The organism is Kribbella sp. VKM Ac-2571 (assembly GCF_004362255.1).
Taxonomy (GTDB): Bacteria; Actinomycetota; Actinomycetes; order Propionibacteriales; family Kribbellaceae; genus Kribbella; species Kribbella pratensis.
Genome location: NZ_SNWS01000023.1, coordinates 43,087 through 69,100 on the forward strand (window position 1 = coordinate 43,087; position 26,014 = coordinate 69,100).

A 26,014-nucleotide genomic window follows, 5' to 3' on the forward strand; every position below is an offset into this window, starting at 1 on the left:
CTGGTCAACCTGTCTGCCCGTGGCCCGGAGGGAGGTTGCTCAGGGCGGCGGCGACGGCTTCGCCCAGGCCGTCTGCGAGCTCCCCGAGGAGGGGCCCATCACCGAGGCCGATGTCTGCCAGAATTCTGCGGATGCCGGTCAATCGATCGACGAGGCGCTCCAGATTCTCGCCCAGTTTGCCTTCCGTGCCAGTTTGCTCCCAGGCAATGAAGAGAGCGCCCAGGCTACGGTCGATCCACTCGATCGCGGCCTGCGCCATGGGTTCCATACCGGCGTCCTGAGCGACGACCCACAGCATGTCGTCCGGACGTTCGGCGGCCAGCGTGCCCAGCATCCTGAGGTTGGCCTCGGTCATGCCCGCCTCGCCCGGCCGTATCCGCTGGATGAGTGTCCAGGTGACTTCATCCGCCGTACGTCCGGCCTGCGGCCGATCCTCCGGCGACCACTTCGGAAGCGCACGGTCCAACGCAACCCGAAGGGCAGTTCCGGCAACAGCGGCAGCGACCGGACCTACCCCGATCCCTGCGACAGTTGCGGTTACCGCGGCGCCGGCAGCGAGGCCGCCGGCTGCGGCGGCTCCGTTGACGAGGGCAGCGCGGGCGACGACAGGCAGGGTCAGTCGCACATACGAGCCGAGCTTTGCGAAGGCTCCGGGCCGTTCGTCCGCCAGGGTCTGGTCGAGCCGGGTGGCGAGATCGGCGACGCGATCGCGCAGCGCGCCGATGTGGATTCCCTGTGGGTTGTCGATGGCGCGAAACATGTCGCGCCGGAATTCGTCGGCGAGCACCTCGACCTGCGGAGGCGGGCGATATCCCGCCTCGACCAGGAACGGCGTCCAATCAAGGTTGCTGACGGCAAGGAGCCGCACTCGTTGGCCCTCGTCGAGGCGCTCCAGCGTTCGATGCTCCGATCTCAGTTGCTTCCAGAGCGGACCGTCGTCGTGAAAGGACCACAGCAGTTCGGCCAAGTCATGTGCGATTGGCCGCAACTCGAACTGGGCGTCGACTTGCTCTGTTCCACGCGTGTGGATCTCGGACAATCTTTGCTGACGCTCACGCCAACGACTGAGATCTGATTCGTCGGGACTGCGATCGGTCCCCTCCCCGGCTTCAGAGTCCCCCATGCCGCTGATGATAGGACGTAACGTGGCTCGGCACGAGTGCGCGCAACTTTCTTCGGCTTGGCTGCATCAAGGTGGGTAACGATCTACTGCTGGCATGGAGCCCGCAGCCTGGGGGCAGGTACGAGAGGTTGCGACATGCACGGTAAGCGAAGGCTTGTCCGTCGAGGATCGGTTGTACTGAGCGCGGCAGCGCTGTTGGCCGTCGGCTTGTTTCCCGGAGCCGCGGACGCTGTGACGGCAACGACCGGCGATGCAAGCGCCGGCAAGTGCACGATGGATCTGGGGTCGGTCACGGCCGGAGGTGATCACAGGTCGCAGCGCATCACTGCCAACTCGCCTCCGACGAGGACGGACGACCATGTGGTGGCGCCCGGCCTGTTCAAGGATCCGGTACGGCTCAGCAGTTCGATGGTCACCACGCCGAATCCGGCCGGGGTCTACGTCGGGGGCCATGTGATCATGGGCGCGAAGATGGTCTACAGCGGCTACACACTCGACAAGGGCCGTGAGTTCGACCCGGACTCGGTCGTCCGCGAGGTCTACGGCGGCGACTACGGTGACATCGTCGCGTTCGAGGCGTCTCGCTATCGGGAGGGAACCTCCGTCCCGCGAACGACCGCCTACGGCTTGCGCGCCGACGGCGTGCTGCTCCGATGGACCTCCACCAGCGGGGACTGGCGAGTTACCGGCACGTCGTCGGGCTTCGGGTCGGTGAAGGCGATGGCGTTGATCAGCAAGTCCCGGACCTACGACACGTTCCTCGCGAACACCCGGGGCGGCGCGCTCTACACGATTCACATCCCGACGACGTCGCCGATGAAACCAGTGGTCAAACCGGTGCGCACCCGTACCTGGCAGGGCTTCGAATTCCTCATCGCGCAGAAGTGCGGCAATCAGGGCACCCTGCTGCTGGGCATCGACAAGGACACCCGATCGGCCTATCTGTACGCCGTCGGACACGCCAACGGTACCGCGACGGCCATCGTGAACCTCGGCAAGGTTCCCGGCACGTTCAACGACCCGGCGTACTTCCGCTGGGCACCGTCCATCGACCCACTCGTGGGCGAGTAGGCGCCTGACCCGCCACCGGCGCACTTGACCGGTGGTGGGTCAACGTTCGAGCTGACCACCTCGACCATGACAAACGTCGCAGGTCCGACAGCGTCGGCATATTAGGGTCATGGTGTGACCACTCGCACCGCTACTCGTAACCCGCTCGCGGCACTCGCCGTCGGCCCGACTCGGCCGTTGCTGACTGCAGCCGTGTTTCTGGTGACGCTGGCGTGCGGGATCGCGCAACTGGTGCACCGGCCGCTTTACGAGCACGTCGTACGGGACGCCGATCGCATCGACCACGGCCAGTGGTATCGACTGCTGACAGCCATGTTCTTCCAGGACGGCTGGGCGTCCGGGCTCGTCTCGAACCTGCTCTTGCTGGCGGTTTTCGGCACCATGGCCGAGCGCGTGTTCGGCCGATGGCAGTGGCTTGTTCTCTACTTCGCCTGCGGATGGTTCGGCCAGTTCATGAGCTACATCTGGCTCAATCCTGTGGGCGCGGGCAACTCGATGTGCGTCGCGGGCCTGATCGGCGGGCTGGCCGCGGCGATCCTCCTGGCCCGGCGCCGGTACGGCGTCATACCGCCAGTACAGCTCCGGATCACGGCGCTCGCCGTACCAGTGCTGGCCGTGGTCGACACGATCCTGCACGACAACCACGGCCTCCCCTGCCTCCTCGGGGTTGCCCTGGGACTCCTGCTCTTGCCACACCGTCGCGATCAGCCGACAACGACCTCGACGTGATGGTGGCCGGCGAGGGTGGCCGGGACAAACGGTGCTTCCAGCTCTTGACCATCGAGGTGAACAGACCGGACGCGGGTGCCTTCGCCCCGCAGCGTCAGGTCGAGCGTCGCTGCTCGGTAACGAAGCGATTCCAGCGACCACTCACCGGCGTACGTCGTCGGCACGGTCGGCCGGATCGTGATGCCGTCGGCACCGAACCTGAGCCCGAACAGGCCTTCGTGGACGAGTCGGAGGAGCGCGGTGGCAGACCACGTCTGGTGCGGGAGCGACTGCCACTGACGGCCCACCTGCCAGCCACCGTCCACCTCGCCTGTCGTCGCGTTGTAGACCTCGAAGAGCTCGTCACCACTCGAGCGGAAGACACTGACGAGGTCGTCCAGCGAGCGGCCGAACTCAGCCGGATGCTGACTCGCGGCCGCCGCGTACCCCCACAGTCCCATGACCATCGGCCAGCAGATGGCATTGTGGCGGCCGGGACGATCGGAGCTGAAACGCGCGAAGTGCGGCCACACGTTCACCACGCCGAAAGGCTCGCGGTGGATGCCCCCGACGATCCCCGCTGCGCGCTCTGCCCCGGCGATGCCGAACTCGATCACCAGCGCGAGCCCTGCGGTCTCCTGATGGAGATCAAGCCCGTCGGGTCCGAGGAAGTAGCCGTACGTGCCGACCTCGTCCGACCAGAGCTGGTCGTTGATGGCGGCAACGAGTTCGGCCCGCTGGGTGGCGTACGGTTCCGGATCCGCGCCGACCTCCGCTGCGAGCTCTTCGAGACAGCCAAGTGCTCCCACGTACACGGCATTCGTCGACAGGCAGCGGATGTCCCGGCTGACCGGATGGTCCAGCACGAAGGACGACGGATTGTCCGGCTGGTACGGTGGTTCCGGGTAGCCGGCGATGCCGTCCTGCATGAGCGCCGGACCGCGGTACAGGCCTGACCGGCTGTCGAAGCGATCACGCCGGAGGATGTCCAGCGACGCCGCGCCGATCCGGAAAGCATCGGCCGCGAACCCCGCGTCGCCGGTCACCAGGTGATGGTGTCGTGCGCCGATGACCCAGATGATCTGATCCCACCATTGGTCGTCCTGAGCGACCAGGCCGTCAGTGCAGACCTTCTGCAACGTGTGCTTGGCGACCTCGGGCGACAGCAGACTCGCTGCATGCCACGAGTTGATGGCGGCGTCCCGCGTCCACGGATCGGAGTACCCTCCCCCGGCCCGCAGGTACGCCGCACCGTCGGCCACGTCGGCGATCGTGTTGACGTCGAGGAGATTGTGCAGGGCCGCGGAATAACACACTCGAAGGTCCTCACCACGCAAACCAGCAGCTGGCAGGAGCAGGGGGCGATCAGACATGCCCCCACCCTTTCAGAACCCCCTCAGCCTGTCGGAAGGTGCCCGCCTCGCCGAGCTAGACGACGGGGACAACGCGGCGCCAGCCGTCGAAGACGACGGTGGCCTTCATGCCCACTGACAGGTAAAGGCCGAGTGCAGGCGTCGGGTTGTTCGTGTCGACATGCAGGATCGTGCCGGCCCGGCCGATGGCCGCATCGAGGGCGAAGGCGTCGTGCAGCAGGAACTTCGCCAGACCCCGCCCCCGAAACTCCTCGACCACGCCGAGCATGCTGATGCAACCACAGTCCTCGGTCTCGACGTACTTGTCGGTGCACACGCGGACCGCGACCGCCCGGCCGTCAACCTCGAGCAGGGTGAGCTGGGCCCACTCGAAGATGGGTACGTCGTCGTTCGCCTCGAGCCACGCCTCGTGGGGAGTTTCGACCCAGCCGAACTGGCCGCGGAAGCACTCGTTGATGACCTCGTGTGCAGTCCAGCGGGTGGCGTCGTCAAAGGCCCCACGGCGGACCACGACGCCGACGGGCCCGTCCGGGGAGACCGCCCTGGAAGCAGCCGGTCCGGTGTGGTCGATCCGCATCCGGTGGTACGACGTACCGGTGGCGAAGCCGTGGTCGGACAGCTGCGCCCGCAGCGGTTCGTCGGTCCGGCAGACGAACGCGTCGACGGTGACCTCGGCATGGCCACGCTCGCGTCCCATCTCCTGGGCACGCTGCATGGTCCGATCGACCAGCCAGCCGGTGACCTCTGGGTCCTTCGCCGCCACTTCGATGTCGATCAGCTGGCGGTCACCTGTGCCGAGCGTGGTCGCATACCCGGCCGGCAGGCCGTTTGCGGCGAGCACGAGCCAGCCGTCGCTCGTCCGGTCGAAGCCGGGCCTGTCAATGCAGTAGGCGACTTCCTGCAATGTGGTGTCGGCGTACCCGACCACCGCCGTGTTGTAGGCCGCGAGCATGTCGAACAGCGCCTCGGCATCGGCCGGCTCAGCCGGACGAACGGTGTAACCGTCGGGTAGTGGAGCGATGGTCTTCATGACTCATCGTGCGCCCGCACTCACTACAGCGGAAGGGCCTGGACTAACTGATGGCGGCGCGGATCGATTCTCGGAGGGAGCCTAGGGTTGCTACTACGGCGGTTGGTTCGTAGCCGCAGTGGGCCATGCAGTTGGCGCAGCGTGGGTCGCGGCCTCGGCCGTACTTGGACCAGTCGGTTTCGTCGAGGAGTTGCTGGTAGGTCTCGACGTACCCGTCGTCCATCAGGTAGCAGGGCCGCTGCCAGCCCTTCAGCGAGTACAGCGGGATCGCCCACGCCGTACAGTCGAAGTCGACCTTGCCCTCCAGGAAGTCGAGGAACAGCGGCGAGTGGTTCAGCCGCCAGCGCTTCCGGCGCCCGTCGCCGAACGCCTTCCGGAACAGCTGCCGGGTCTCGTCCGGGCCGAGCCAGTGCTCCTGGTCGGGCGCCTTCTCGTACGCGAACCCCGGGGAGATCTGCATGTTGTCCACGTGCAGGTCGTCGTTCAGGTAGTCGAGGACGTCGATCACGTCCTGCGGACTGTCGGTGTCGAAGAAGGTCGTGTTGGTCATCACCCGGAAGCCCGCCGCCTGCGCCTGCTTGATCGCGTCGACCGCCTGGTCGAACACGCCGTCCTTGCACACCGACTGGTCGTGCCGGTCCCGCAGGCCGTCGATGTGCACCATCCAGGCGAAGTTCCGGTGCGGCGTGAACTTGTGCAGGTGTTTCGGCAACAGTACGGCGTTGGTGCACAGGAACACGATCTTGTTCCGCGCCAGCAGTTGCCGGACGATCTCGTCGATCTCCTTGTGCATCAGCGGTTCGCCGCCGGCGATCGACACCATCGGCGCGCCGCACTCCTCGACCGCAGCGACGGCCTGCTCGACGGGCATTCGCTGCTTCAGCCAGTCGTGGGTCTGCTGGATCTTGCCGCAGCCGGCGCACTTCAGGTTGCACGCGTACAGCGGCTCGAGCTCGAGCAGGATCGGGAACTTCTCCCGGCGCCGGAGCTTCTGTTTCATCAGGTAGCTGCCCAGGCGGATGGACTGCCGCAGCGGCATGGTCACGCCTGACTCACCTCTTTCGGTAGCGCGAAACGGATGTCCTCGGTCAGCTCGCCGGTCTCGGTCACCGTGACCGGTCCCAGGCCCGACAGGCAGCGGACAAGTTCGTCGACGAGTGTTGGCGGGGCGGACGCGCCTGCTGTGATGCCGATCCTGGTCGCACCGGCCAGCCGGCCGAGCTCCAGCTCGGTGGCGTCGTCGATGAGAACTGCGGGGGCTCCTGCGGCCTCGGCGACCTCGGCAAGCCGGCGGGAGTTCGACGAGTTCTGGGAACCGAGCACAATCACCAGGTCGGACTGCCGGGCGATGGCGCGGACGCCGGCTTGGCGGTTGCTGGTGGCGTAGCAGATGTCGTCGGTCCGCGGACCTTTGAGCGCCGGGAATCGACGACGCAGCACGGCAGCGGTTTCGGACGCTTCCTCGACGGCGAGGGTGGTCTGCATCGCGTAGGCGACTCTGGTCGGGTCCGGCACCTGGATCGTTTCGGCCTCGGCGGGTCCGGCGACGACGAGCACGTGGCCGGGTGCCTCGCCCGTCGTCCCGACGACCTCCTCGTGGTCGGCGTGCCCGATGAGTACGACGGTGTCGTCGTGGTCGGCGTACCGTCGTACTTCTTGGTGGACCTTGGCGACCAGTGGGCAGGTGGCGTCGACGACGCGGAGCTGACGCTCGGCTGCCTGGGCGCGGACCGCCGGAGCGACACCGTGCGCCGCGAGCACGAGCAGGCTGCCTTCCGGGACCGCGTCGACCTCCTCGACGAATACCGCGCCGCGGCGTTCGAGGTCGTCGACGACGTGCCGGTTGTGGACGATCTGCCGGCGTACATACACCGGCGCACCGAATTGCTCCAGGGCTCGCTCGACCGTCTCGATCGCCCGCTCGACACCCGCGCAGAACGACCGCGGCCCGGCAAGCAGCACCTCCCGCTCACCCGTGGCCGCGCTCCACGCGTTGATCACTCCCGCCGTACGCCGCAACTCTCGCAGTGCACGCACTCCGCGCGCAGGCATCCCCCACGCCCGAAGGGGCCGCCCCGGCGTATCCACCACCGCCCGAACCACCACGGTCCGCCCGTCGACGCCGGCCAGCAGCGCCGACTCGGTGTCAACGGCAACGGCCCCCTGCGCCGCCAACGCGGCCCGCTCCGCCGGTGAGTCGACAACGTGATCAGTGGTCACGACAGGCCCGGCATGCACGGTGAACCCCTGCCGTCGCAACTCCCCCACGACAAGAGGAGCGGCATCACAGCTCACTGTTCGGTGGTCGCGTTGGATCTCGGTTGCAACGACCAGGTCTCCCGGGGCGATTCCGTCGACCAGCGCGCCGGCAACCCCTGCAACGAGGACCGGGCCTTCGTGCCGGGATCCGCGAGAACGGCCGGTGTGAACGGGGTGTGCCGCTCGGAGCGCCAGCCACTCGGCGTAGAGCGGCGTGCAGACGACGCCGCTCATCGCGTGCTCCTCAGGTAGCGGCCCAAGGCCCAGATCGGAAAGACCAAGCGGTACAGGTGGTAGCCGATGTAGAAGTCGCCGGGGAACCCTGTGCCGGTGTACCGGTGCTCGTCCCAGCCACCGTCCGGTCGCTGCGTGTCGACGAGGTACGCGAGTCCACTCTGCACGGCCTCGCCACGCGAGTCGGCGGCCAGCAATGTCAGCAGGGCCCACGCGGTCTGCGACGGCGTGGAGTCACCTCGGCCGATCCAGGACGGGTCGACGTACGAGCGCAGGTCCTCGCCCCAGCCACCGTCCGGGTTCTGGTGCTCTTCCACCCATCGCACCGCACGCCGGATGACCGGGTCGTCCGTCCCCATCCCGACCGCGAGCAGAGCGGGGACCACCGCCCCCGTGCCGTACACGTGGTTCGTCCCCCAGCGGCCGAACCATGACCCGTCGTCCTCCTGCGCAGCCAGCAACCACTGGACTCCGCGCCGGCACTCGTCAGTGTCGGCCTTCCCTTCCGCCGCCAGCATCTCAACCACGTGCGCGGTGACGTCGGCCGACGGCGGGTCGATCACCGCACCGAAGTCGCAGAACGGCAACTTCAGGGCAGTTGTGTCCGTGTTGTCTGCGTCGAACGCAGCCCATCCCCCGTCGGCCGACTGCATGCCGGTCGTCCACGCGACCGCGTTGTCCAGCGCGTACCGCAGTCGCTCCGGCTCGGGATGCTCGACCCGACGGAGTGCGAGGACGATCTCCGCGGTGTCGTCGGTGTCGGGGTAACCGTCGTTCGCGAACTCGAACGCCCACCCGCCCGACACCAGTCCCGGCCTCCGGACCTGCCAGTCACCCGGCGCGTCGATCTGCTCGGTCAGCAGCCAATCAGTTGCCTTGAGCACCGTCTGGTCGTCTTCGGGTACGCCGGCGTCGAGCAGTGCGGCCACCGCGAGCCCGGTGTCCCATACCGGTGACTGGCAGGCCTCCAACCAGCGCACTGGCCCGTCGGCCGTCTCTGCGTGCACCGTGAACCCATCCAGTCCATGCAGCCCCGCGGCCATCACAGGATGGTCGATCGGGTAGCCCATCAACTGCAGCGCGATCAGCGAATAGACCCACGGGGGCTGGATGCCGCCCCAACCGCCGTCCGCCTCCTGGCGAGCCACGATCCACTCGGTCGCCCGCCGCATCGCCAACCGGCGCACTGCCTTCAACGGCCCGCGCGGCCCCCATCGCGTGTATGCGTTCAGTACGACGTCCAACCGTTGGAACGCCCCTTCGAGGCTCCACAGCCGAGCTTGCGCCGACGCTGCGCCACCTGACAGCAGCTCGTCAATCGTGAACCCGACCGGCCGGACCGGGCGATGGGCACTCACGATGGTCAGCGGCACGATGGTCTGACGGGCCCAGCACGCCCAGTTGTAGACGTTCAACGGCGCCCAGCGCGGCAGGAAAATCAGCTCCGGTGGAAGGTCCGGGCAGTCGTCCCACCGCCACAGCCCGAACAACGCGAGCCAGATGTGCGTGAACACCCGGGCCTTCTCCACCCCGCCCGCCGATCGGACGAACTCGGCCGCCTTCGTCAGGTGCGGCGCCTCCGGATCGCCCCCCGCCATCCGCAGCGCGACCCACGACTCCACCGTCGTCGACAGGTCCCCGGGCCCGCCGGGGAACGTCGCCCACGTCCCGTCGTCACGCTGCTGCGACCGGATCCATCGCGCCGTCTCCGCGTCCGTCCGCGCCGTCGCCACTCCGAGGAAGTGCCGCAGCATCAGGTCCTCGGCGTCCATCGTCACGTTCGTCGCCAGGTCGCCCTTCCACCATCCGTCCTCGTGCTGCAACGACCGCAGGTACGACACCGCCGCGTCCAGGCATTCCTGCACCTGTACGTCGGCCCGCGACTCCTCGGCCACCCGTTCAGCGGTCACAACTGACGCTCCGCGACAAACTGGGCCAACTGATCGAGCTGCTCACGGTTGGCCGGCTGGACACCCCCGACGTACAAGGCCCTGCCAGCCCTGCGCACCCGCTCCGCGGCCTCGGCCATCGCCCACTCGCGTCCGCCTGCGCGTTCCACGAGTACGGCGGCGTGCTGCAGGTCGTCCTCGGACGGATCCCCGGTCTCCGCGAGCCACGCCGTCAGTTCCTGCCCAGGCGTCCCGCCGTACTCCAGCGACCACACGACCGGCAGCGTCTTCTTGTGCGCCCGCAGATCGGAGAACACCGGTTTGCCGGTCTGCTCCGGCGTACCCCAGATGCCCAGCAGGTCGTCGACGAGCTGGAACGCCAGCCCCAGCTCCCGCCCGTATCTGCGGAACGCCTCGCATGTCGCAGGGTCAGCACCGGCCAGGATCGCGCCGAGCTCGGCCGATGCCCCGAGCAACGAGCCGGTCTTGCCGACAGCCATGTCCACGCATTCCGCCAGGCCGACGTCGTCGCGTTGCTCGAAGGCCACGTCGAGAACCTGTCCGCGAATCAGCTCCCGCGTCGCGACCGCCAGTGCATGACCGGCTCGGGCAGCGTACGGCGAGCCGCATTCCGCGAGCACCTCGTCGGCCAGACAGGCCAGCGCGTCCCCGACCAGGATCGCGGTGGCGTCGCCCCAGACAGCCCACACGGTCCGGCGGTGCCGGCGCCGACTGTCGCGGTCCATCAGGTCGTCGTGGATCAGCGAGAAGTTGTGCACCAACTCGACTGCGACACCGCCGGGCACACCCGGATCCGGCGTACCGCAGACCGCCTCGGTGACGAGCAACGTCAGCCCCGGCCGGATCGCCTTGCCAGAACTGCCGGTCGTCGGCCGGCCGTCCTCGTCACACCATCCGAGGTGGTAGGAGGCGACCAGCCGGGTCTGGTCGTCGAGCCGCGTCACGGCCTGCCGCAGCGCGGGGTCAACCAGATCCCGCGCACGGGCCAAGAGATCCGGTACCTTGGTTGCCGACGGCATCGGATCGACGGCGGTCATGACGCTACCGGCAGTGCTGAGGTCTGTAGCACCGAGGCTGCCGCGGCCTCGCCGCTGCGTACGGCGCCTTCCATCGTGGCGGGCCAGCCGGTCGCGGTCCAGGCACCTGCGAGGTGCAGGCCCGCCCGGGCCGTGGTCGCACCCGGACGGAGCCGGCCGGAGTCGGGTGCCGCCCGGAAGGTGGCATGTCGTTCTCGGGTCACGAAGAACTCCTTCACACGCGCGTCGGCAGCCGCGGGAAGCAACTGCCGGAGAGCAGGCACCAACAGCTCACGCAGGTCGGCGACCGGAGTGTCGATCAGCTCGTCCGCCGCCGACAGAGACACGGCGATGTACTGCTCATCCCTGTCGCCATGAACTCCCCCGCAGCTCTGCACCGTCCGGTCGAACACCCACTGCAGCGGGCTGTCGACGCCGGCGACGAACGGCTCGTCCAGCACAGTCCGATCGAAAATCACGTGCGCGTTGACTATCGGCGAACTGCCGAGTGCCTCCGCCCACCCGGCAGGCAGCTCCACCGCACCGTCTGGCAGCAGTCCTGTCGCCTCAGCCGGCGGGACCGCCAGTACGACGTCGTCGTACTGCTCTCCCTCGATCGTCCAAGCACCGTCGCGTTCCTCCAGGGCCCGAATTCGTGCCCGCAACCGCACCGCGACGCCCGCAGCCATCAACACCCGCGCGGCGGCATCACCGTGCAACCGTTGCAACGGCACCAACGACCACCCGATGTCCGCGGCATCGCTGCGCTCGAGCAGTCCGAGCTGGAACACCGTCGCCGCCACCGCCAGCGACGCATCGTCAGCCCGGGCGTTGAGTGTCGCGATCCCGATCAGCTCCCACAAGGCCTCCACCGCACGCGGGCTCTGACCGTGCGCCGCCAGCCACTCCCCGAACGACTGTGCATCCGCTTCTGCAGTCGTCCGGTCCACCCGTGCGATCGCCAGCGCCGCTCGCATCGCCGCGATCCGCTCCGCGACCCCCAACCAGCGGTACGACGCCAATGCGGGCCCAAGGTGCAGCGGCGCCGGCATCCCGTTCCGCCGGATCCGCCCTACCCCGCGGTGCAGGCCGCTTCGCACTGGTACGTCGAGCCGCCGCTGCAGGTGCACTTGATCCCGCACCCCTAAACGGTCGAGCAGCCGCAGGTACGACGTACAGCACCGAAGGAACACGTGCTGGCCGTTGTCGATCCACCGACCGTGCCGTTCGAACGAGTGTGTCAGCCCGCCGAGCTTCGGCCGCGCCTCGAACAGCGCAACCGCACAGCCCGCATCGGCCAGCTCGAGCGCAGCGGTGATCCCCGCGAGACCGCCGCCGATGACAGCCACCCGCTTCATGACGGCACCCGCTTCCGTGGTCCGGCCAACGATGCGAGAGCGACTTGGGCCTTCTCCCCCGCCGACAGCGACAACCGCTGGTCATAGACAAGGACAGGGTTCGCGCCGATCCGGCGCAGGAGGTGGTGATAGATGCCCGACATCGCGCGGCAGGACGCACCGCTGCGCCGGTCGAGGTACGGCAGCAGCCGCCAGCCGAGCGAGTACCAGTCCTGTGCCCGACTGGCCGCGTACCGGATGTACCCGGCCAGCCGGCCCTGCGGGTCATCGAGCGCGCCGTGCTCGTCGAGGGCGATCCGGGCGCCGAAGTGCTCCAGCTCGTCGGACGGAAGGTAGATCCGGCCGTTGATGAAGTCTTCGCGGATGTCGCGCAGGATGTTGGTCTGCTGCAGAGCGATCCCGAGCTGGTCGGCGTACAGCGCGAGGGTCTCGAAATCGGTGCCCCCGGTGCTGGGACCGAAGATGGACAAGCAGAGGCGGCCGACGGATCCCGCGACCCTGCGGCAGTACACGACGAGCTCATCGAAGTCCGCGATGCGTACGTCGCACAGATCCGTCTCGACCCCCGCGACGAGTTCCTCGAACGCACCGAGCGGGACCGGGTACCGACGGGCGGCGTCGGCCACCGCGACGTACACCGGCTCGTCCAGGTCGTCGAGCCGGCCGAGATCCTTGCGGACCGCGGCGAGCGCGTTTCGCTTGTCCTCCAACGGCAGGTCGCCGTCACCGATGTCGTCGATCCGCCTGGCGAGTGCGTACAGCGCCGACAAGGCATGGCGTTTCGGCGGCGGCAGCAGCCGGATGCCGTAGTAGAAGTTGCGCGCCTCCGCTCTGGTGATGTCCAGACAGGCGGCGTAGGCCTCGGCAACCGTCGGCTTCATCGCGCCACCGCCTTGATCAACAGACGGACCGTTTCGGCCTTCGACGGCCGCGCCTCGTGTGCCAGTACGTCGCCGCCCGTACGGCGCAAGGCCCGTACCGTGGCCTGCCCGCCGGCCACGAACCCGGCGACCGACACCCGCGCCCACCCGTGCAGCCGCCGCACGATCGCGGACCCTTCGTCGAGCATCCGCCCGGCTCGATCGGTCTCGAACATCATCAACCGCCGCAGCGCCTCGGACGCGGCGGGCTGGTCGAGGTCGCTCTCGGGGACGCCGTACGACGTCAGGTCCTCCTGCGGGAGGTAGATCCGTCCGGCCCGGCGATCCTCCGCCACGTCCTGCCAGTGCTCGACCAGCTGCAACGCGGTACACACCAGGTCGGACAGCCGTTCGGTTTCGGGATCATTGACATGGAAGACACCTAGCACCATCCGGCCGACCGGATCGGCGGACAGCCGGCAGTAGCCGACCAGATCGTCGAACGTGCGGTAGCGCGTCACCGTCTGGTCCTGCAGGTTGGCCTCGATCAGGCGGTGGAACGGATCAGCCGGCAGGTTGTGGGCGCGGACAACCGGGTCCAGCCGACGCAGGACGGGGTGCACCGGGTGCCGGTCGGTCCAGATGCGGTCCAGGTCGTCCGCGAAGGCGTGCAATGCCGCCGTACGGTCCCCGGGGAGGCTGTCGCCCAGCTCGTCGACCGTCCGCGCGTAGGCGTAGATGGCATGCAGGCCTTCCCGCGGTGCGCCGGGGAGGAACTTCAACGCGACAGGGAAATTCTCGCCCTGTTCCCTCCTACCGAGTTCTCTCTGCAGCCCGTCTGGATGCACCTTTCCATCATCGGAAGCGGTTTCCTGCCAACTCTGCCCCGATCGTGAACATTCCGGCGACCGGAACTTGTCACGGCGTTACAGTTGGCTCGATGCGCATTCCCTGAGCTTCTCTGTGGGAGTCATCGCATGACCATCGCCACCTTCGACCGCGCCGGCCTCGAGGCGGCCCTGCTCACAGGCCTGCCTGATCTGCTCGACGACGTCCGCGAAGGGCTGGCCGAGCACTGGCCGGACTACGCGGCCTTCCTGGACACCGACCGGGACGTCGTGCTCGGGCCCGCGGAACTGTTCGTCCACCGGCTGCTAGACATGTCGATCGCCAACCTCAGCAGCCCGGGGCAGACCACGCTCGACCATGCCGAACGGGCCGACGCAACCGTCCGCGAGGTGTTCGAGGAGATCGGTCGCCGGCAACTGCGAGAGGGCACCGATCTGACCCGGCTGCTCACCGCCTTCCAGCTCGGCGCCCGGGTCGCGTGGCGACATGTCGCGGCCACTGCGCTCCGGCTGGAGTTCGCGCCGGACAATCTCGCTGCGCTGGCGGACTCGGTGTTCGTCTTCGTCAACCAGCTGTCCTTCTCGGCCGCGAACGGCTATCTGCAGGAACAGATCGACGATGCCGTGGCCCGGGAGCGGCGTCGCGAGGAACTGGCCAACCTGCTGCTGTCCGGCCGGGCGAGCACCGAAGCGATCCGCACCGCCGCACGGCAGGCAGCCTGGCGGATCCCGGAGACCGCCGCAGTCGTCATCTACGGCGGCGACCACCAGCCCACGGGCACGCTGGTCGCGCGGCTCGAGCCCGGCGCGCTGCCGATCCGGCGCAACGGCCTGGTGGTCGGCGCGATCGTTCCGGAACCGTCGGGTCCCGGACGCCGGCTGCAGCTCGGTCGCGAGCTCGCCGGGATGGGCGCCGTGGTCGGCAACGCCGTCGCCCTGGCACAACTTCCGCGCAGTCTGGAGATCGCCCGGATCGCAGTCCGGCTGCGGAGCACCGGCGTACTCTCCGACGACCCGGTGTTCGCGGATGAGCACCTGGACGCGTTGATCGTTTGGCGCGACGAGGCCCTGGTCGCGGCGCTCCGCGAGGAGATGCTCGCGCCACTCGCCGGTGAGACCGCTGCGGCCCGCGAACGGCTCGCACAGACGTTGGCCAGCTGGCTGCGGCACTTCGGCGACCGGCACGCGATCGCGCACGAGCTGAGCATCCACCCCCAGACCGTGCGGTACCGGATGGCCCGGCTCAGAACCCTGTACGGCGACCGCTTGGACGACCCGGACTCACGCGCCCGCCTCTTCCTGGCCCTCGAGTGGCCCGGGCCCTGACCCGGCACTCAGCTTCCGGAGCGTCCGCTGCACGTGAGCGGCCAGCGCCGTACCGTCGATCAGTGCGGGGTCGGTCGCCAAGCCGATGCCGAGGACGCCGGACCAGCTCAGCGCCCCAACGGCGAGCGGCGTACCCGGCACCAGCGGCAGGATCGGGTACGCGGTGCGGTGCGGGACCCGGGCGAACGTCATCGGGACCGTCGGACCGGGCATGTTCGAGACCACCGCGTGCAGAAACCGTGGGCCGTACACGGTGCGCGCGAACCACTCCGCGAACGGCTCCGGTACGACCCGCAGCCCGATCGCCATCACGAATCGCGACGCGAGCGCCCGCGTGGGCCGCCGCAGCCGCCCGGTCCGCGTAGCGACCTCGGCGAGCAGTTCGTCGAACGGTCTCCCGTCCACCGGCACCTCGACGATGACCGCCGCGGTCGCGTTGCCTTCCGCCGCGCTGTCCGGCGTCCGCACCATGATCGTCACGGAGAACCGCATGGTCCGCGGGAGCCCCGGCGACACAGCGTGCACGCCGTCGGCAAGGAGTGCGATCAACAGGTCTGTGACCCGCACGCCCCGGGCTGCCGCGATCCGTCGTACGACGTCGAACCGGACGTCGGCCGTCGCGAAGTCGCGGCACAACGAACCGCCCGGCAACGGCTTCGCGGTGCCGTCGGTCGCCAGTTGGGCCAGGCCGGCCGCGATGGCCGCCGCACGTGCCGGTCGACGGGGCCCGGGATCGGTCGGCACGGCGATCGAGACGCGAGGCTCGAAGAGGCTCATGGCGTGCAGCACCGTTCCGATGCCGTCGGCAATCGCGTGGTGAACGAGCACGACAAGGGCGTCGGCGCCGTCGGGACCGACGTCGCGAACAAGCACGATCCGCCACAGCGGACGGTCCCGCGGCATCGGCTGTTCCGCCAGATCGCCGATGAGCCGTAGCAGGCCGGCGTACCCAGCAGTCGACCGGTGCTCGATTACGTGCCAATCGAGGTCGACGTGTTCCGCCTCGACCCAGCGCGGACGGCGCCAGCGCGTCGGCAGTGCGAGGCGCTGATGCATTCGTGGCAGTCGCGCGAAGTCCCTGGCCACCAGAGCCCGGACCTCGTCCAGCGTGGGTCGCTGATCTGTGGGTTCGAGGACGACGACACCGCCGACGTGTTGCGCCGCGCCCATACGCTCGATGTGCAGGAAGAACGCGTCAGCGGACGCGACAACCGTGCCGTTCATCTCCCCGGGACCTGATCGCCGAACCGAGCCGACAGTCGTCGGTAGAGGCCGGGCGCCAGCGCACGCACGGCCGGCGCGACGCGGAGCCAGCCCGGCACCCAGACCTCGGCGCGGTCGTTGGCAATGCCATCGACCAGTGCCTGCGCGACTGTGGCGGCGGACACCGGCCGGGGGCGCTTCCGCTCGTACGGCCGGCCGCGGGCGGTGAAGAACGCGGTGTCCACGACGCCGGGGACGATGAGGCTCACACCGACACCGGTATCACGAAGTTCCAGGCGGAGGCTCTCCGCGAAGATGTCCAGAGCGGCCTTGGTGGCGGTGTAGACGGCCTCGCCGGCGACCGCCGTACGCCCGGCGACCGACCCGACGAGCGCGATGTGACCGCTCTGCCGCTCGATCATCGGGGGCAGGAGGCAACGAACCAGGTGGAGCGGCGCGAGCAGGTCGAGCCTGACCAGCCGTTCGAGCTCGTCGCCGTTCAGTTTCGTGAACGGCCCGGACCAGCCGGCGCCGGCATTCGCGACCAGGACGTCGACACGCCCGTGGACGGCGATCGCCGCTTCGGCGACCTCGACTGCCACGCCGGGCACAGCCAGATCTCCCAGCACAACGGCGCCGCCCACCCTCTCGGCAACCGCAGCGCTCCGCTCGGCGTCACGTCCATGCACGACCACCTCGGACCCTGCGGAGGCGAGGCACTCCACCACAGCAGCCCCGATCCCCGCCGACCCGCCGGTGACCAGCGCAACCTTCCCACCCAGTCGCATCGCACCTCCTACCCCGTCCTCCCCACCACCATGCACCATGTTCGGCGGCGCGACTGTACGCCTCGGACGCCTCGGACGCCTCGGACGCTTCGGTGCGACGGTCCGCGCCGGTGCGTCCCCGCCCACGATCCCCTACGCCCGGGAACTACTGCCGGCCGACGCCGAGTCAGGATCGCGTCCCGGCACCGGCGAAGTCCTTTGGCTCGGAAGGTAGCTCAGGGTCCGTGGTACGGCGACGCTCCCGGGCACCGAGAACGGTCGCGACGACCAGAGACAGTACGGCGACAGCCGTCGCGCCGACGTTGGTCCAGGGCGCCAGCGGGCTGTTCGAGACGAGGACCGCGCGTGGCGGCAGGCCGCTCGGGACGACCCAGGTTCCGGTGAGCGTGACGGGACCGGGATGGTCGCGGACGGCCACTATTCGCAGCGGCAGCTGCCCGGTCGCCTCGACGTCGACGGCGGCCTGCCATCGGATGCTCCCCGGGAGGCTGCCGGTCGCGGGCCGGAGAGCTGTTCCGGTGGTTGAGCCGAGGTCCACGGTCATAGCGATGATCGGGTCGGGGGCCGGGCGCCGGCTGCTCACGGCGTCGACCAGGAGGAGACTGCGACCCGGCTGGTTCGGGCCTAGCGTCACCGTGATCAGCAGATCGTCGACTTGATAGCTCGCCCGCGGTGTAGCCGCCGCCGTTCTGTCGAACTGCGGGCCCCGTGCTGGTGGCGTCACGGCGAGTACCACGGCGAACAGCAGAACAGCGACGCCCAGCAGCGGCGCGACCACCAGGCCCCGTGGGGTTGGCATCGCGGGTTGCTGGGCATTCGACCGCGTCAACCACGGATGCAACCGCCGCGCATGCCGGAGCCCAAGGGCCAGCACAACCCCGACGATGAGCAGTTTCACCAGCAAGGCCCCGCCGTACAGCGTTCCGAGTGCCGCGTCCACGGTCGCGACCTGGCGCCCCGCCAGGAGGAGGCCGGTCACGGACAGAACGGCGACGGACCCGGCTGCCACCGGACCGAAGGCCTTCCAGATCGGCACGGCCTCCGCTCTCTGTCCGCCGAGCTGTGCCGTGAGGATGCCCAGGACGATGAGTCCTCCGATCCACGTCAGCGCCGCCGCGGTATGAGCTGACAGGACCATCAGGGACACCGGACCACTCTGGGCATGGCTGCTCGCGGACCGGAGTACGAGGTCCGCGAGCACGAGTCCTACCAGCGCCGCCGTACCTGCCGGTCCCGGCCGGGAGCCGCGCGCGGTCCGGACCAGCACCGCGACGACGCCGATGACGGCGAGCTCGCGGAGCGTCCAGCGGCTCAGCTGACCTGACTCCTTGAGGACTGCCAGTCCCGAGTCCGAGTTGTGGGCCTCTGACCACTGCCTCGCGATCCGGGAAAGCGACACGAAGACCGAGAGGAATCCGAAAGCGACGGCAAGCCGCAGAATCACACCGACTGCCGGTTCCAGCAGCGCCGTGGACCGGCGACGAGCGAGCCTCGCCGCGAGGAATACCCAGCCGCACAGGACCGCGGTCGCTGCGAGATCCATCGAGCCGAGAATCACGTCGACCACGGTGGCAGCGGGGCCGGTGGCAGATCGTGCCGGGGCGCCGGTCGAGGTCGCCGCGAGGCCGACACCGAAGACGAGCGTGCCCTGCAGCCGGTGCAGGTCGTACTTCGACACGACGCTCCACCGCAGCTCGTACACGGAACGCGGCAAGGCCGGGAAGCCCGACACCACCAGGTGGATCCCGCGGTCGGCTATCCGAGTGGTTCCCAGAGGCACCGCCTTGCCGTCGCGATCCGACAGCGAGATCTCGATGCCGGCCTCGGTCGGGGGCTCGGAGAACCACAGGTCGAGCTGCCGGGGCGCGGTCTGCAGCGTCTGACCGTCTTCGGGAGTCGACCGGAGGAGCACGGGATGCGCCTGGGCGACTCCACTGGACCCGGCCCACCACACCGCGCTGAGCACCAGCAGTGTGGCCGCCGCAACCCATCGACGGGCCCGCCTACCCAGTCTGACCGTGCCCACGGTCTCCCCCCTCGGACACCAGCAGTGGTGTCCGAGAGCATCCACCGCAGGAGACCCGAAGAACGCCGAAATGACGACCCTCTCATCGAACTGTCATGACGGAATCGGCGCAGATGCTGTGTCGTGGGCCTTCCTTCCGGCGTCACCCTGAGTCAGTATGTCCTTGGGTTCGGGGGCGGACCGGGATGACGGTCGCGTGACAAGCGCGTCCGGCATGGGGGGAACATGACAACAATTCTGGTGGTCGACGACGAACCGGAAGTGGTGCGCTTCGTCCGGCGAGGGCTCGAGGCCGAGGGGTACCGGGTGCTGACCGCGACGGACGGCGGCGACGGCTTGCGGATGGCGCTGACCCGCAAGCCGGAGCTGATGGTGCTCGACCTGCGGATGCCCGAGGTCGACGGCGAGGCGGTGATCGCGGCCGTGCTGGTGAGTAGCCCCAACACCCGGATCCTGGTGCTCTCGGCGGTCGCCGACGCGGAGGCCCGCGTCCGTTGCCTGGAGCAAGGAGTAGACATCCTGCCCAAGCCCTTCACGATCCGCGAACTGCTGGCCAGGGTGCGGTTCGGGCTCCGCGGTGCGGCCGGCAAGGAGACCCCTGACCTTGTCCTGCGGGTCGGTCACATCTTGCTCGACATCCGGACGCGGAAGCTGCGGATCGATGGCAGCGAGGCTGCGCTGTCGGAGCGCGAGTTCCTGCTGATGCAGCACCTGATGCGAAAACCGGACAAGGTCTGTTCCCGCAGCGAGCTGCTGTCGGCGGTGTGGGGCTACGACTTCGATCCCGCGACCAATGTCGTGGATGTCTACGTGCGCCGGTTGCGCGGCAAGATGACCCGCGACGTGATCCAGACGGTGCGCAATGTCGGTTATCAGCTTCAGAGCGCGTGACAGCGGAGCGGCCTGGCTCGGCCGGCTCCGAACCGGCAAGCTGACGCCGGAGTGGTACCGGGTGATCGACGGACTGCTCGCCGTCTTCATACTCGCGATGCTCGCACTCATGCAGGTGATGATCGAGCGCGAAGTCGTTCCGTACCACCTCCTCTTCCTCGGCCTCACGCTCGTCTACGGTTTCCGTGTCTGGCCGCTCAAGCCGACTCTGCTGGTCACTCTCCTGGTCACCGTGACCACCGGCTGGATCTTGGTCAGTCACCAACTGCAGGACGGTACGAGCCGCGCCGAGTGGGCCGAGATCCCCTTGATGCCACTGCTGTTCCTGGCGATGGTCTGGCATGCCCGTCGCCGCGTCGCAGCGCAGCAGCAGGTCGAACTGATGGCAGAGGAGCGGCTTGCCGTCTTCGAGCGTGAGCGCGAGTTCTTCCGCGACGCGTCACATGCCATGCGGACGCCGGTGAGCATCGCCGTCGGGCATCTCGAGCTTCTCGAACCGGTCCTGACCCATGATCCGGACTCGGCCGTGGACTACGCGGTGGTCGTACGCCAGATGGATCGGTTGTCGGCACTGTCGACCCGGCTCCTCGCACTTGCCAGGCTCGACTCCGGACGCGCGCTCCGGCATCTCGAGGTCGACCTCGGCGACCTGCTCGCCGGTATCGGAACGAACTGGTCCGAGAGTGCCGACCGGGACTGGCGACTCGACCGACCGGCCGCCGCGACGATCACGGCCGACGCAGACTGGCTCGAACTCGCCGTCGACGCGCTGATCGAGAACGCCGTCCACTTCACCGCGCCCGGAGACCGGATCCGGCTGTCCGGTACGATCTCCGGCCCCTGCTACATGATCGGTGTGGCGGACGCCGGTCCCGGTATCCGCGCCGTCGACCTGCCGCACGTGTTCGAGCGTTTCTGGCACCGCCCGCCGCCCTCGGTCGTCCCGATGGGCAGTGGGCTCGGGCTGCCGATGGCCCAGGCCGCCGTGCGTGCGCACGGGGGCCGGATCATCGTCTCGGACGCCGCCGAAGGCGGTGCCCTGTTCGAGATTCTCCTGCCGCTGCAGCCAGGAGGGATCTCCGCGGCAGGGTGATGCCGGCATCACAGAACCGGCGCATGTGCCAGGACAAGATCGCCGACGTGGATCGACGTCTGCTCGCCGTGTCGCAGGGCGCCCTTGGTGTTCTGGTAAACGAGGTAGTACGTCTGTCCGGCGCGTAGTGTGTGCCCCTGTTTCATCACCGACACCCGCTTGGTTCCGCCGTCGCGGGCCTCACTCCGGAGCTCAGGCGGATGTCCGACGTCCGACTGGAACCGGGTGGCCTTCTCACTGTCCAGGACGACGTACGTCAAGGTGATCAGGCCGCCGTCGCCGACGACCGCAACCCGACTGAACCGTACGCCGTACTGCTGCTCGATCGCGGAGCTCTGAGGAAACGTCCCGGCGTCGGCCGACGACCACACCCGCAACCCCACCAGAATCCCCGCGACCAGCGCGATCGCGAGCACGGCCGACAGGACGACCAGGCGATTGACGCGCGGCGACCGCCGCACCTCCGAACGAACTGATGTCTCCAGCATGTCTGTCCCCTCCCATGGACGGGACCGGGACCTCGAGCGATCGAGGCCCCGGTCGTGGAACTCCTACGGCATCGTGAACCTGGTCGAGTTGAAGGTGTCGAAGTACGCCTGCCCGGACGACGTCGCGCTCATCCCGGCCGATACGCCGAGCCAGGTGGTCTCGATCCGCAGCGTGCTGGTGTTCCCCGTCTGCAGCGAGCGGCTCACGCCGTCCACCAGCAGTCGCAACGACCCGGCCGAGCCACCTGTCGCCGGCCCGGAGGTCCAATCGACCTGCAGCGTGTGAGTGCCCGGGGTGAGCGTCACCCACGCACCCGTGAGTGCACCTGCGCCGCTGCGATCGAGCACAGTCCGGACCTGCGCCGACCCGGCCGTGAACCGGTACTCCAGTGCGAACGCCTGTCCGTTCGAGCCGGTCCGCGTCTGCAACAGGCTCAGCGCGGTGTTCGCGTTGGTTCCCGACGTCAGCGTGTTCCGGTTGAACACGAACCTCGCGTGGTAGGACGTCTCCGCCGCCGGTGTGTTGTCGGTCAGATAGCCGGCGCCCGGCAGGGTGACCTGCAGCCCGCGCAGGCTACCCGGCTCCAGCGGTCCCGGGAGTGCGGAGGTGGTCGTGTTGGCGACGCCCCCGGTGCTCGAGCTCCAGAAGCCGAACCCACCGGACTCGAACCCGTCCGAGAAGATCCGGTTCGGCCGCTGGACCGAGACGGTTGTGTTGACCGCCTTGCTCCAGTTGCCGGCCAGATCCTGCACCCGCAGGTTGAACACCTGGTTGCCTGGGACAACCGATGCCAGCGGAACGGTTACCTGGACCTTGCCCGCCACCACGCTCACCGGAACCGAGATGCCCTTGCCGACACCCGGGTCGGTGGCACCGAGCCAGTACTCCGCCTTCGCGATCAGCGAGGCATCGGTGACCGGAGCAGTGAGGGTCAGGGTGTCTGCCCCACCGGTCGGGTTCGGAGCGGCCGTCAGTGCACCCAGCACCGGCGCCGTCTTGTCGACCACCAGATTCACCGCGAACAGTGCGCCCCAGTTACCGGCCGCATCCTGACCACGCACGTAGACGTGATGGGTGCCGTCGGCCAGCGCCTTGACCTGGGTGAGCGGGATCAGCCCGTAGAAGGCCTCGCCAGTGGAGTCGAGTCTCCCGTCGACCGGCAGCATCTGCAGCCCGGTCCCACCGGGCGGATTCGGAACCGTCGGGTCGAGGAACGCCTCGGCGTCGACCAGCAGACTCTGCGCAGCGCCACCGGCGTCCTTGTCGGTGATCTCCGCCGAGACCAGCAAGCTGCCGGGGTGACTCTTGTCGGCCAGCACGCCGTTCGTCGGGTTCGGACCGACCGCGGCGGCGTCGACCGCCGGACCGGTGACGTCGATCGGCAGCGGGATGTCCAGCGGCGGACCCCACAGACCCAGCGAATCCTTGCTGTGGACCAACACGTGATGCATTCCCTCCGTGAGGGTCTGCAGCACGGCCGGTGTCAGGTCGACGTCCTCGGAGACTACGGTCGCGCTGCGGTTCAGTGTGAGCGGCGTCCCGGTGCCGTTGGTCCCGGCCGTGTCCAGGAAGTACTCGGCCGCGGTGATCAGGCCACCGGCGTCCGAGTCGTCTCCGGTCGCGGAGACGCTCACCGCGACCGTGCCGTTGGCGGGTACGTCGGCGATCGAACCGTTGATCGTCTGCGGCCCGGTCTTCGGTAGGTTGAGGATGACCGAGCCGACGACGCCCCAGTTGCCGGCGGCATCCAATGCCCGCACGAACACGGTGTGACGGCCGGCGTCGAGAGCGGCCAGCATGGCCGTGGTGAGGCTCCCCGTGGCGCCCGTGACGCTGACACCACTGGCCGGCAGGCTCATCGGCGTACCGAATCCAGGGCCGACCGTGACCGCGTCGTCGACGACGAACTCCGCCTGGGTGACCACCGAGCCACCGGTGGTCGCATCGCTGAGATCCGCGGTGATCGTGACCGGGAGCTCCCCGGTGGCTGGGTTCGGGGTCAGCCGGAGGTGGGTCGACACCGGACCGACGCCGTCCGTGCTCGGTCGCGGCGCGTTCGTGTCGAGGAATGTCAGCATGCCGCCGAAGGCGAACTGCGCCGGATCGGCGGTGTGCTGCGCGTTGTTGTCGAGATGCCGCGCCGTCTCGTAGAGCGTCAACTTGGCTTCCGGCCCGGTCGGCATGGTCACCAGCGCGTCCATCGTCTGACCAGGATCGACACTCTCGGCGGCCACCGTCGTGCTGTAACGGGCCGGATGGCCGCCTTGCGCGATCTCGGTCTGCAGGCCGCCGAGCACCGTCATCGGGTGGGCCAGCGACCCCGCGTTGACGTAGCGGAGAAGTACCTTGTGCCCCTGGTCCGTCGCGACGGGATCGCTGGCGGGGAACGGCTTTCCGTTGATCAGCCGGTACTTCGGGGTGAACTTCCGCAGGTCGAACCCGGCCGGATTCGCGTTGAACGCCGGGTCGATCTCACTCAGGACGACGAGTGCGTCGTCGTCGTACTGGCTGTCGGGGTAGCCGGCCGGCTGGGTCCCGTACGCCGTGCCGTCGGACGGCAGTACGACCAAAGCGCCGGCCAGGCCCATCGCCACCTGCCGAGCACCGCCGCTGGTGTGACCGGCTTCGTAGAGGAACGTTCCCGCCTTGGCGGCCGTGAACGTGTAGGCGCGAGCGCCCGATGCTATTCCCGCGGTGTCCTCGCCGCCGGCCGGCAGCGCCTGGCCCGGAAATGCGAGCGAGACGGTCTGTCCGGCGAGCTGGTTGTGCAAGGTCACGGTCACCTGGTCGCCTTGGTGGACGACCAGGACGGGACCTGGTGCAGTAGCCGAGCCCGCGGTACCGGTCGAGGAGAAGCCCCAGATCGGCACGGCGGTTCCGAGTACGCTCGCCGATCCTGCCATCGCGTAGAGGTCGCAGGCGGCCGTCGCAGTGCCGAAGCTGCATCCACGTGGTGTGAGCTTGCCGACCGCGGCCGATGCACGCGAGGGCATCAGCCGAGCTGCCGGTGCCGCGGAGACGGAGACCGGTGACAGCATCGCGGCGGCGAGCGCTGTGGTCGCGAGACCTATGGCAGCGACCCGAAATCTGTTCGTCATCGTCGGTGTCCTCACTGGCTCGCACAGCCGGCGGGCGGATCGATGCGGAAGACCGTCATCATGCCGCCGAAAGCTGCCCCGTAGTTGGTCGCCTGCTCCAGCGCGTGGCTGTGCGCGATGTGGTAATACTCGCCACATTCGTTGTTCTGGGTCAGGTTCGAAGGCACCGGGTTCTTGGTGCCCAGGTAGCCGCTCTCCGAGAACCAGGTATCGGGTCCGACCAACAACTGGTCGGTGATCGCCGGGAGCTGCGTCGGGATCGGGTTGGTGGTCGCGTTCCAGTGCTCGACGTCGCGCCAGTCCATCAGGACGTCGAGCGTCTGCCCGGGTCCGACATCGAGGTCGTACTTCTGGTACGACAGATCCTCGCCGGCCGTGCCCTGCAAGGCGTGGCCGTCACGGTTGATCACTCGCTCGTCGCTGCCGTGCGGATGGAACGGGTAGTTCACGCTGCCCGCGTTCAGGTAGCGGATCGTGGCGGGCAGCGGGTTGGTGGCCGCGTCGTACGGCTTGATGTGTACGAGGGCGCCGTACGGCTGGCCCGGGAGCCAGGGTGCGTTGTTCGGCGCCAGGGTGTCCGGCATGCTGCGGCCGTTGATCATGAAGTAGCGCGACTTCGAGGCGTTCACGTTCACCGGCTCGTTGCGCTCGACCGCGAGGTGGACGTCCGGGTCGATCTCGGACAGCAGATACACGTATTCCTTGCCGTTGGCAAAGGCCGAGTCGGGTCGGTCGTTGACCTGGTTCGGGTGACCGGCCGGCCGGACGACCAGCGCGCCGTACAGACCCATCTGGAGCTGCTTGTCGACGTCGGTGCCGGTCTCGTAGAGGTACGTGCCCGGGCTACCGGCGGTGAAGGTGTACGTGACCGAGCCGTCGGCACCGTCGGCAGTCTGGACCAGTGAGGTCAGCGATCCACCGGAATCGAACTGTGGCTGGGCCGGGTTGCCGTTCGCCTTCACCGACTGCTGGCCGGGGAAGACGATTGACGTTGCCTCGGGCAATTTGTTGTGCAGGATCACGGTGACCGGGCGGCCGGACTCGACACACAACGTCGGACCGGGCAGCTGGAAGCCGCGCTTGCTGTTGCCGTAGGACCACATCAAGATCGAGTTGCCGTCCGGCGTGGCGACGTACCCGTCGCTCGCCGTCAGCGAGAAGGTCTGGTTCGAGTCCGTGTCGCAGAGGAGTCCTTCGGACATCTCCGCAGCGGACGCCTGGGTGCGCACCACCAGTGGCACCGAGACCAGTACAGCGGCCGCCGTCAGGGCCAGCCATCGTTGAACCGAGAGTCGTTTCATCAGATCATC

The 26,014-nt window shown here is 68.5% G+C and carries 21 protein-coding genes; 5 read left to right on the forward strand and 16 right to left on the reverse strand.

Features of this window, described 5'->3' with window-relative positions:
- Nucleotides 1-4 precede the first annotated feature (4 nt).
- Nucleotides 5-1,123, reverse strand: a complete 1,119-nt coding sequence (locus EV651_RS36685; RefSeq protein ID WP_133789990.1) for a hypothetical protein — start codon at nt 1,121-1,123, stop codon at nt 5-7.
- 360 nt (nt 1,124-1,483) lie between these two features.
- Between EV651_RS36685 and EV651_RS36690 the strand changes: the two genes are divergently transcribed.
- Nucleotides 1,484-2,194, forward strand: coding sequence for a hypothetical protein (locus EV651_RS36690; protein WP_238157431.1), 711 nt, complete (start codon nt 1,484-1,486; stop codon nt 2,192-2,194).
- Nucleotides 2,195-2,308: 114 nt separating this feature from the next.
- Entirely contained in the window at nt 2,309-2,923 is a 615-nt protein-coding gene (locus EV651_RS36695) for a rhomboid family intramembrane serine protease (protein WP_133789992.1), read from the forward strand.
- On the opposite strand, the gene EV651_RS36700 is transcribed toward EV651_RS36695, so the two are convergent.
- From EV651_RS36700 to hpnC, 9 genes are read right to left on the reverse strand one after another with little or no spacing between them, the layout of a single operon-like run.
- The gene (locus EV651_RS36700; protein ID WP_133789993.1) at nt 2,899-4,275 is read right to left on the reverse strand and encodes a hypothetical protein; all 1,377 of its coding nucleotides are present in this window, start codon (nt 4,273-4,275) and stop codon (nt 2,899-2,901) included. The two genes, EV651_RS36695 and EV651_RS36700, sit on opposite strands and share 25 nt — an antisense overlap.
- A 55-nt stretch (nt 4,276-4,330) precedes the next feature.
- On the reverse strand, nt 4,331-5,305 hold the full coding sequence (locus EV651_RS36705; RefSeq protein WP_133789995.1) for an N-acetyltransferase: 975 nt from the start codon (nt 5,303-5,305) through the stop codon (nt 4,331-4,333).
- Between the two features lie 43 nt (nt 5,306-5,348).
- The gene (gene hpnH / locus EV651_RS36710) at nt 5,349-6,344 is read right to left on the reverse strand and encodes an adenosyl-hopene transferase HpnH (protein WP_238157439.1); all 996 of its coding nucleotides are present in this window, start codon (nt 6,342-6,344) and stop codon (nt 5,349-5,351) included.
- 2 nt (nt 6,345-6,346) lie between these two features.
- Entirely contained in the window at nt 6,347-7,798 is a 1,452-nt protein-coding gene (gene ispH, locus EV651_RS36715) for a 4-hydroxy-3-methylbut-2-enyl diphosphate reductase (RefSeq protein ID WP_133790000.1), read from the reverse strand.
- A complete protein-coding gene (shc, locus tag EV651_RS36720) occupies nt 7,795-9,708 on the reverse strand; it encodes a squalene--hopene cyclase (protein ID WP_202870679.1) in 1,914 nt (637 codons plus the stop codon). The genes ispH and shc overlap by 4 nt, the downstream gene beginning before the upstream one ends.
- Nucleotides 9,705-10,745 (reverse strand): polyprenyl synthetase family protein, encoded by a 1,041-nt coding sequence (locus EV651_RS36725; RefSeq protein WP_133790002.1) that lies wholly within the window; start codon nt 10,743-10,745, stop codon nt 9,705-9,707. The genes shc and EV651_RS36725 overlap by 4 nt, the downstream gene beginning before the upstream one ends.
- Nucleotides 10,742-12,082 (reverse strand): hydroxysqualene dehydroxylase HpnE, encoded by a 1,341-nt coding sequence (hpnE, locus tag EV651_RS36730; RefSeq protein WP_133790004.1) that lies wholly within the window; start codon nt 12,080-12,082, stop codon nt 10,742-10,744. The genes EV651_RS36725 and hpnE overlap by 4 nt, the downstream gene beginning before the upstream one ends.
- The gene (locus tag EV651_RS36735) at nt 12,079-12,963 is read right to left on the reverse strand and encodes a squalene/phytoene synthase family protein (RefSeq protein ID WP_133790006.1); all 885 of its coding nucleotides are present in this window, start codon (nt 12,961-12,963) and stop codon (nt 12,079-12,081) included. Before EV651_RS36735 ends, hpnE begins: the two co-directional genes overlap by 4 nt.
- Complete coding sequence (gene hpnC, locus EV651_RS36740; RefSeq protein ID WP_133790008.1) at nt 12,960-13,790, reverse strand: squalene synthase HpnC; 831 nt, start codon at nt 13,788-13,790, stop codon at nt 12,960-12,962. Before hpnC ends, EV651_RS36735 begins: the two co-directional genes overlap by 4 nt.
- A gap of 129 nt (nt 13,791-13,919) precedes the next feature.
- Here hpnC and EV651_RS36745 point away from each other — a divergent pair, with 129 nt between their 5' ends.
- Nucleotides 13,920-15,116 carry a CdaR family transcriptional regulator gene (locus EV651_RS36745; protein WP_133790010.1) on the forward strand — a complete coding sequence of 399 codons (1,197 nt, stop codon included), beginning with the start codon at nt 13,920-13,922 and terminating at the stop codon, nt 15,114-15,116.
- Here the strand turns inward: EV651_RS36745 and EV651_RS36750 are convergent.
- The 3 genes from EV651_RS36750 to EV651_RS36760 all read right to left on the reverse strand — a co-directional run bounded on the left by EV651_RS36750 (nt 15,072) and on the right by EV651_RS36760 (nt 19,133).
- Nucleotides 15,072-16,340 carry a wax ester/triacylglycerol synthase domain-containing protein gene (locus EV651_RS36750; RefSeq protein ID WP_133790012.1) on the reverse strand — a complete coding sequence of 423 codons (1,269 nt, stop codon included), beginning with the start codon at nt 16,338-16,340 and terminating at the stop codon, nt 15,072-15,074. The two genes, EV651_RS36745 and EV651_RS36750, sit on opposite strands and share 45 nt — an antisense overlap.
- On the reverse strand, nt 16,337-17,107 hold the full coding sequence (locus EV651_RS36755; RefSeq protein WP_133790014.1) for an SDR family oxidoreductase: 771 nt from the start codon (nt 17,105-17,107) through the stop codon (nt 16,337-16,339). The genes EV651_RS36750 and EV651_RS36755 overlap by 4 nt, the downstream gene beginning before the upstream one ends.
- Nucleotides 17,108-17,273: 166 nt before the next feature.
- Complete coding sequence (locus EV651_RS36760; protein ID WP_133790016.1) at nt 17,274-19,133, reverse strand: copper resistance CopC/CopD family protein; 1,860 nt, start codon at nt 19,131-19,133, stop codon at nt 17,274-17,276.
- A gap of 225 nt (nt 19,134-19,358) precedes the next feature.
- On the opposite strand from EV651_RS36760, the gene EV651_RS36765 reads away from it, so the two are divergent.
- A complete protein-coding gene (locus EV651_RS36765) occupies nt 19,359-20,024 on the forward strand; it encodes a response regulator transcription factor (RefSeq protein ID WP_133790018.1) in 666 nt (221 codons plus the stop codon).
- On the forward strand, nt 19,996-21,117 hold the full coding sequence (locus EV651_RS36770) for a HAMP domain-containing sensor histidine kinase (protein WP_133790021.1): 1,122 nt from the start codon (nt 19,996-19,998) through the stop codon (nt 21,115-21,117). The genes EV651_RS36765 and EV651_RS36770 overlap by 29 nt, the downstream gene beginning before the upstream one ends.
- A gap of 8 nt (nt 21,118-21,125) precedes the next feature.
- Here the strand turns inward: EV651_RS36770 and EV651_RS36775 are convergent, their stop codons facing one another.
- The 3 genes from EV651_RS36775 to EV651_RS42075 all read right to left on the reverse strand — a co-directional run bounded on the left by EV651_RS36775 (nt 21,126) and on the right by EV651_RS42075 (nt 26,005).
- Nucleotides 21,126-21,605, reverse strand: coding sequence for a hypothetical protein (locus tag EV651_RS36775; RefSeq protein WP_133790023.1), 480 nt, complete (start codon nt 21,603-21,605; stop codon nt 21,126-21,128).
- Nucleotides 21,606-21,668: 63 nt separating this feature from the next.
- A complete protein-coding gene (locus tag EV651_RS42070) occupies nt 21,669-24,704 on the reverse strand; it encodes a multicopper oxidase domain-containing protein (protein ID WP_202870680.1) in 3,036 nt (1,011 codons plus the stop codon).
- Nucleotides 24,705-24,715: 11 nt separating this feature from the next.
- Nucleotides 24,716-26,005, reverse strand: coding sequence for a multicopper oxidase domain-containing protein (locus tag EV651_RS42075; protein WP_133790026.1), 1,290 nt, complete (start codon nt 26,003-26,005; stop codon nt 24,716-24,718).
- Between the last annotated feature and the right edge of the window lie 9 nt (nt 26,006-26,014).

Excerpts from the sequence above, each read along its gene's own strand:
- EV651_RS36685 (WP_133789990.1), bottom strand. The coding sequence starts at position 1,123 with ATGGGGGACTCTGAAGCCGGGGAGGGGACCGATCGCAGTCCCGACGAA.
- EV651_RS36700 (WP_133789993.1), bottom strand. The coding sequence starts at position 4,275 with ATGTCTGATCGCCCCCTGCTCCTGCCAGCTGCTGGTTTGCGTGGTGAG.
- EV651_RS36705 (WP_133789995.1), bottom strand. The coding sequence starts at position 5,305 with ATGAAGACCATCGCTCCACTACCCGACGGTTACACCGTTCGTCCGGCT.
- hpnH (WP_238157439.1), bottom strand. The coding sequence starts at position 6,344 with ATGCCGCTGCGGCAGTCCATCCGCCTGGGCAGCTACCTGATGAAACAG.
- ispH (WP_133790000.1), bottom strand. The coding sequence starts at position 7,798 with ATGAGCGGCGTCGTCTGCACGCCGCTCTACGCCGAGTGGCTGGCGCTC.
- EV651_RS36725 (WP_133790002.1), bottom strand. The coding sequence starts at position 10,745 with ATGACCGCCGTCGATCCGATGCCGTCGGCAACCAAGGTACCGGATCTC.
- hpnE (WP_133790004.1), bottom strand. The coding sequence starts at position 12,082 with ATGAAGCGGGTGGCTGTCATCGGCGGCGGTCTCGCGGGGATCACCGCT.
- EV651_RS36735 (WP_133790006.1), bottom strand. The coding sequence starts at position 12,963 with ATGAAGCCGACGGTTGCCGAGGCCTACGCCGCCTGTCTGGACATCACC.
- EV651_RS36745 (WP_133790010.1), top strand. The coding sequence starts at position 13,920 with ATGACCATCGCCACCTTCGACCGCGCCGGCCTCGAGGCGGCCCTGCTC.
- EV651_RS36750 (WP_133790012.1), bottom strand. The coding sequence starts at position 16,340 with ATGAACGGCACGGTTGTCGCGTCCGCTGACGCGTTCTTCCTGCACATC.
- EV651_RS36755 (WP_133790014.1), bottom strand. The coding sequence starts at position 17,107 with ATGCGACTGGGTGGGAAGGTTGCGCTGGTCACCGGCGGGTCGGCGGGG.
- EV651_RS36765 (WP_133790018.1), top strand. The coding sequence starts at position 19,359 with ATGACAACAATTCTGGTGGTCGACGACGAACCGGAAGTGGTGCGCTTC.
- EV651_RS36770 (WP_133790021.1), top strand. The coding sequence starts at position 19,996 with ATGTCGGTTATCAGCTTCAGAGCGCGTGACAGCGGAGCGGCCTGGCTC.
- EV651_RS36775 (WP_133790023.1), bottom strand. The coding sequence starts at position 21,605 with ATGCTGGAGACATCAGTTCGTTCGGAGGTGCGGCGGTCGCCGCGCGTC.
- EV651_RS42070 (WP_202870680.1), bottom strand. The coding sequence starts at position 24,704 with ATGACGAACAGATTTCGGGTCGCTGCCATAGGTCTCGCGACCACAGCG.
- EV651_RS42075 (WP_133790026.1), bottom strand. The coding sequence starts at position 26,005 with ATGAAACGACTCTCGGTTCAACGATGGCTGGCCCTGACGGCGGCCGCT.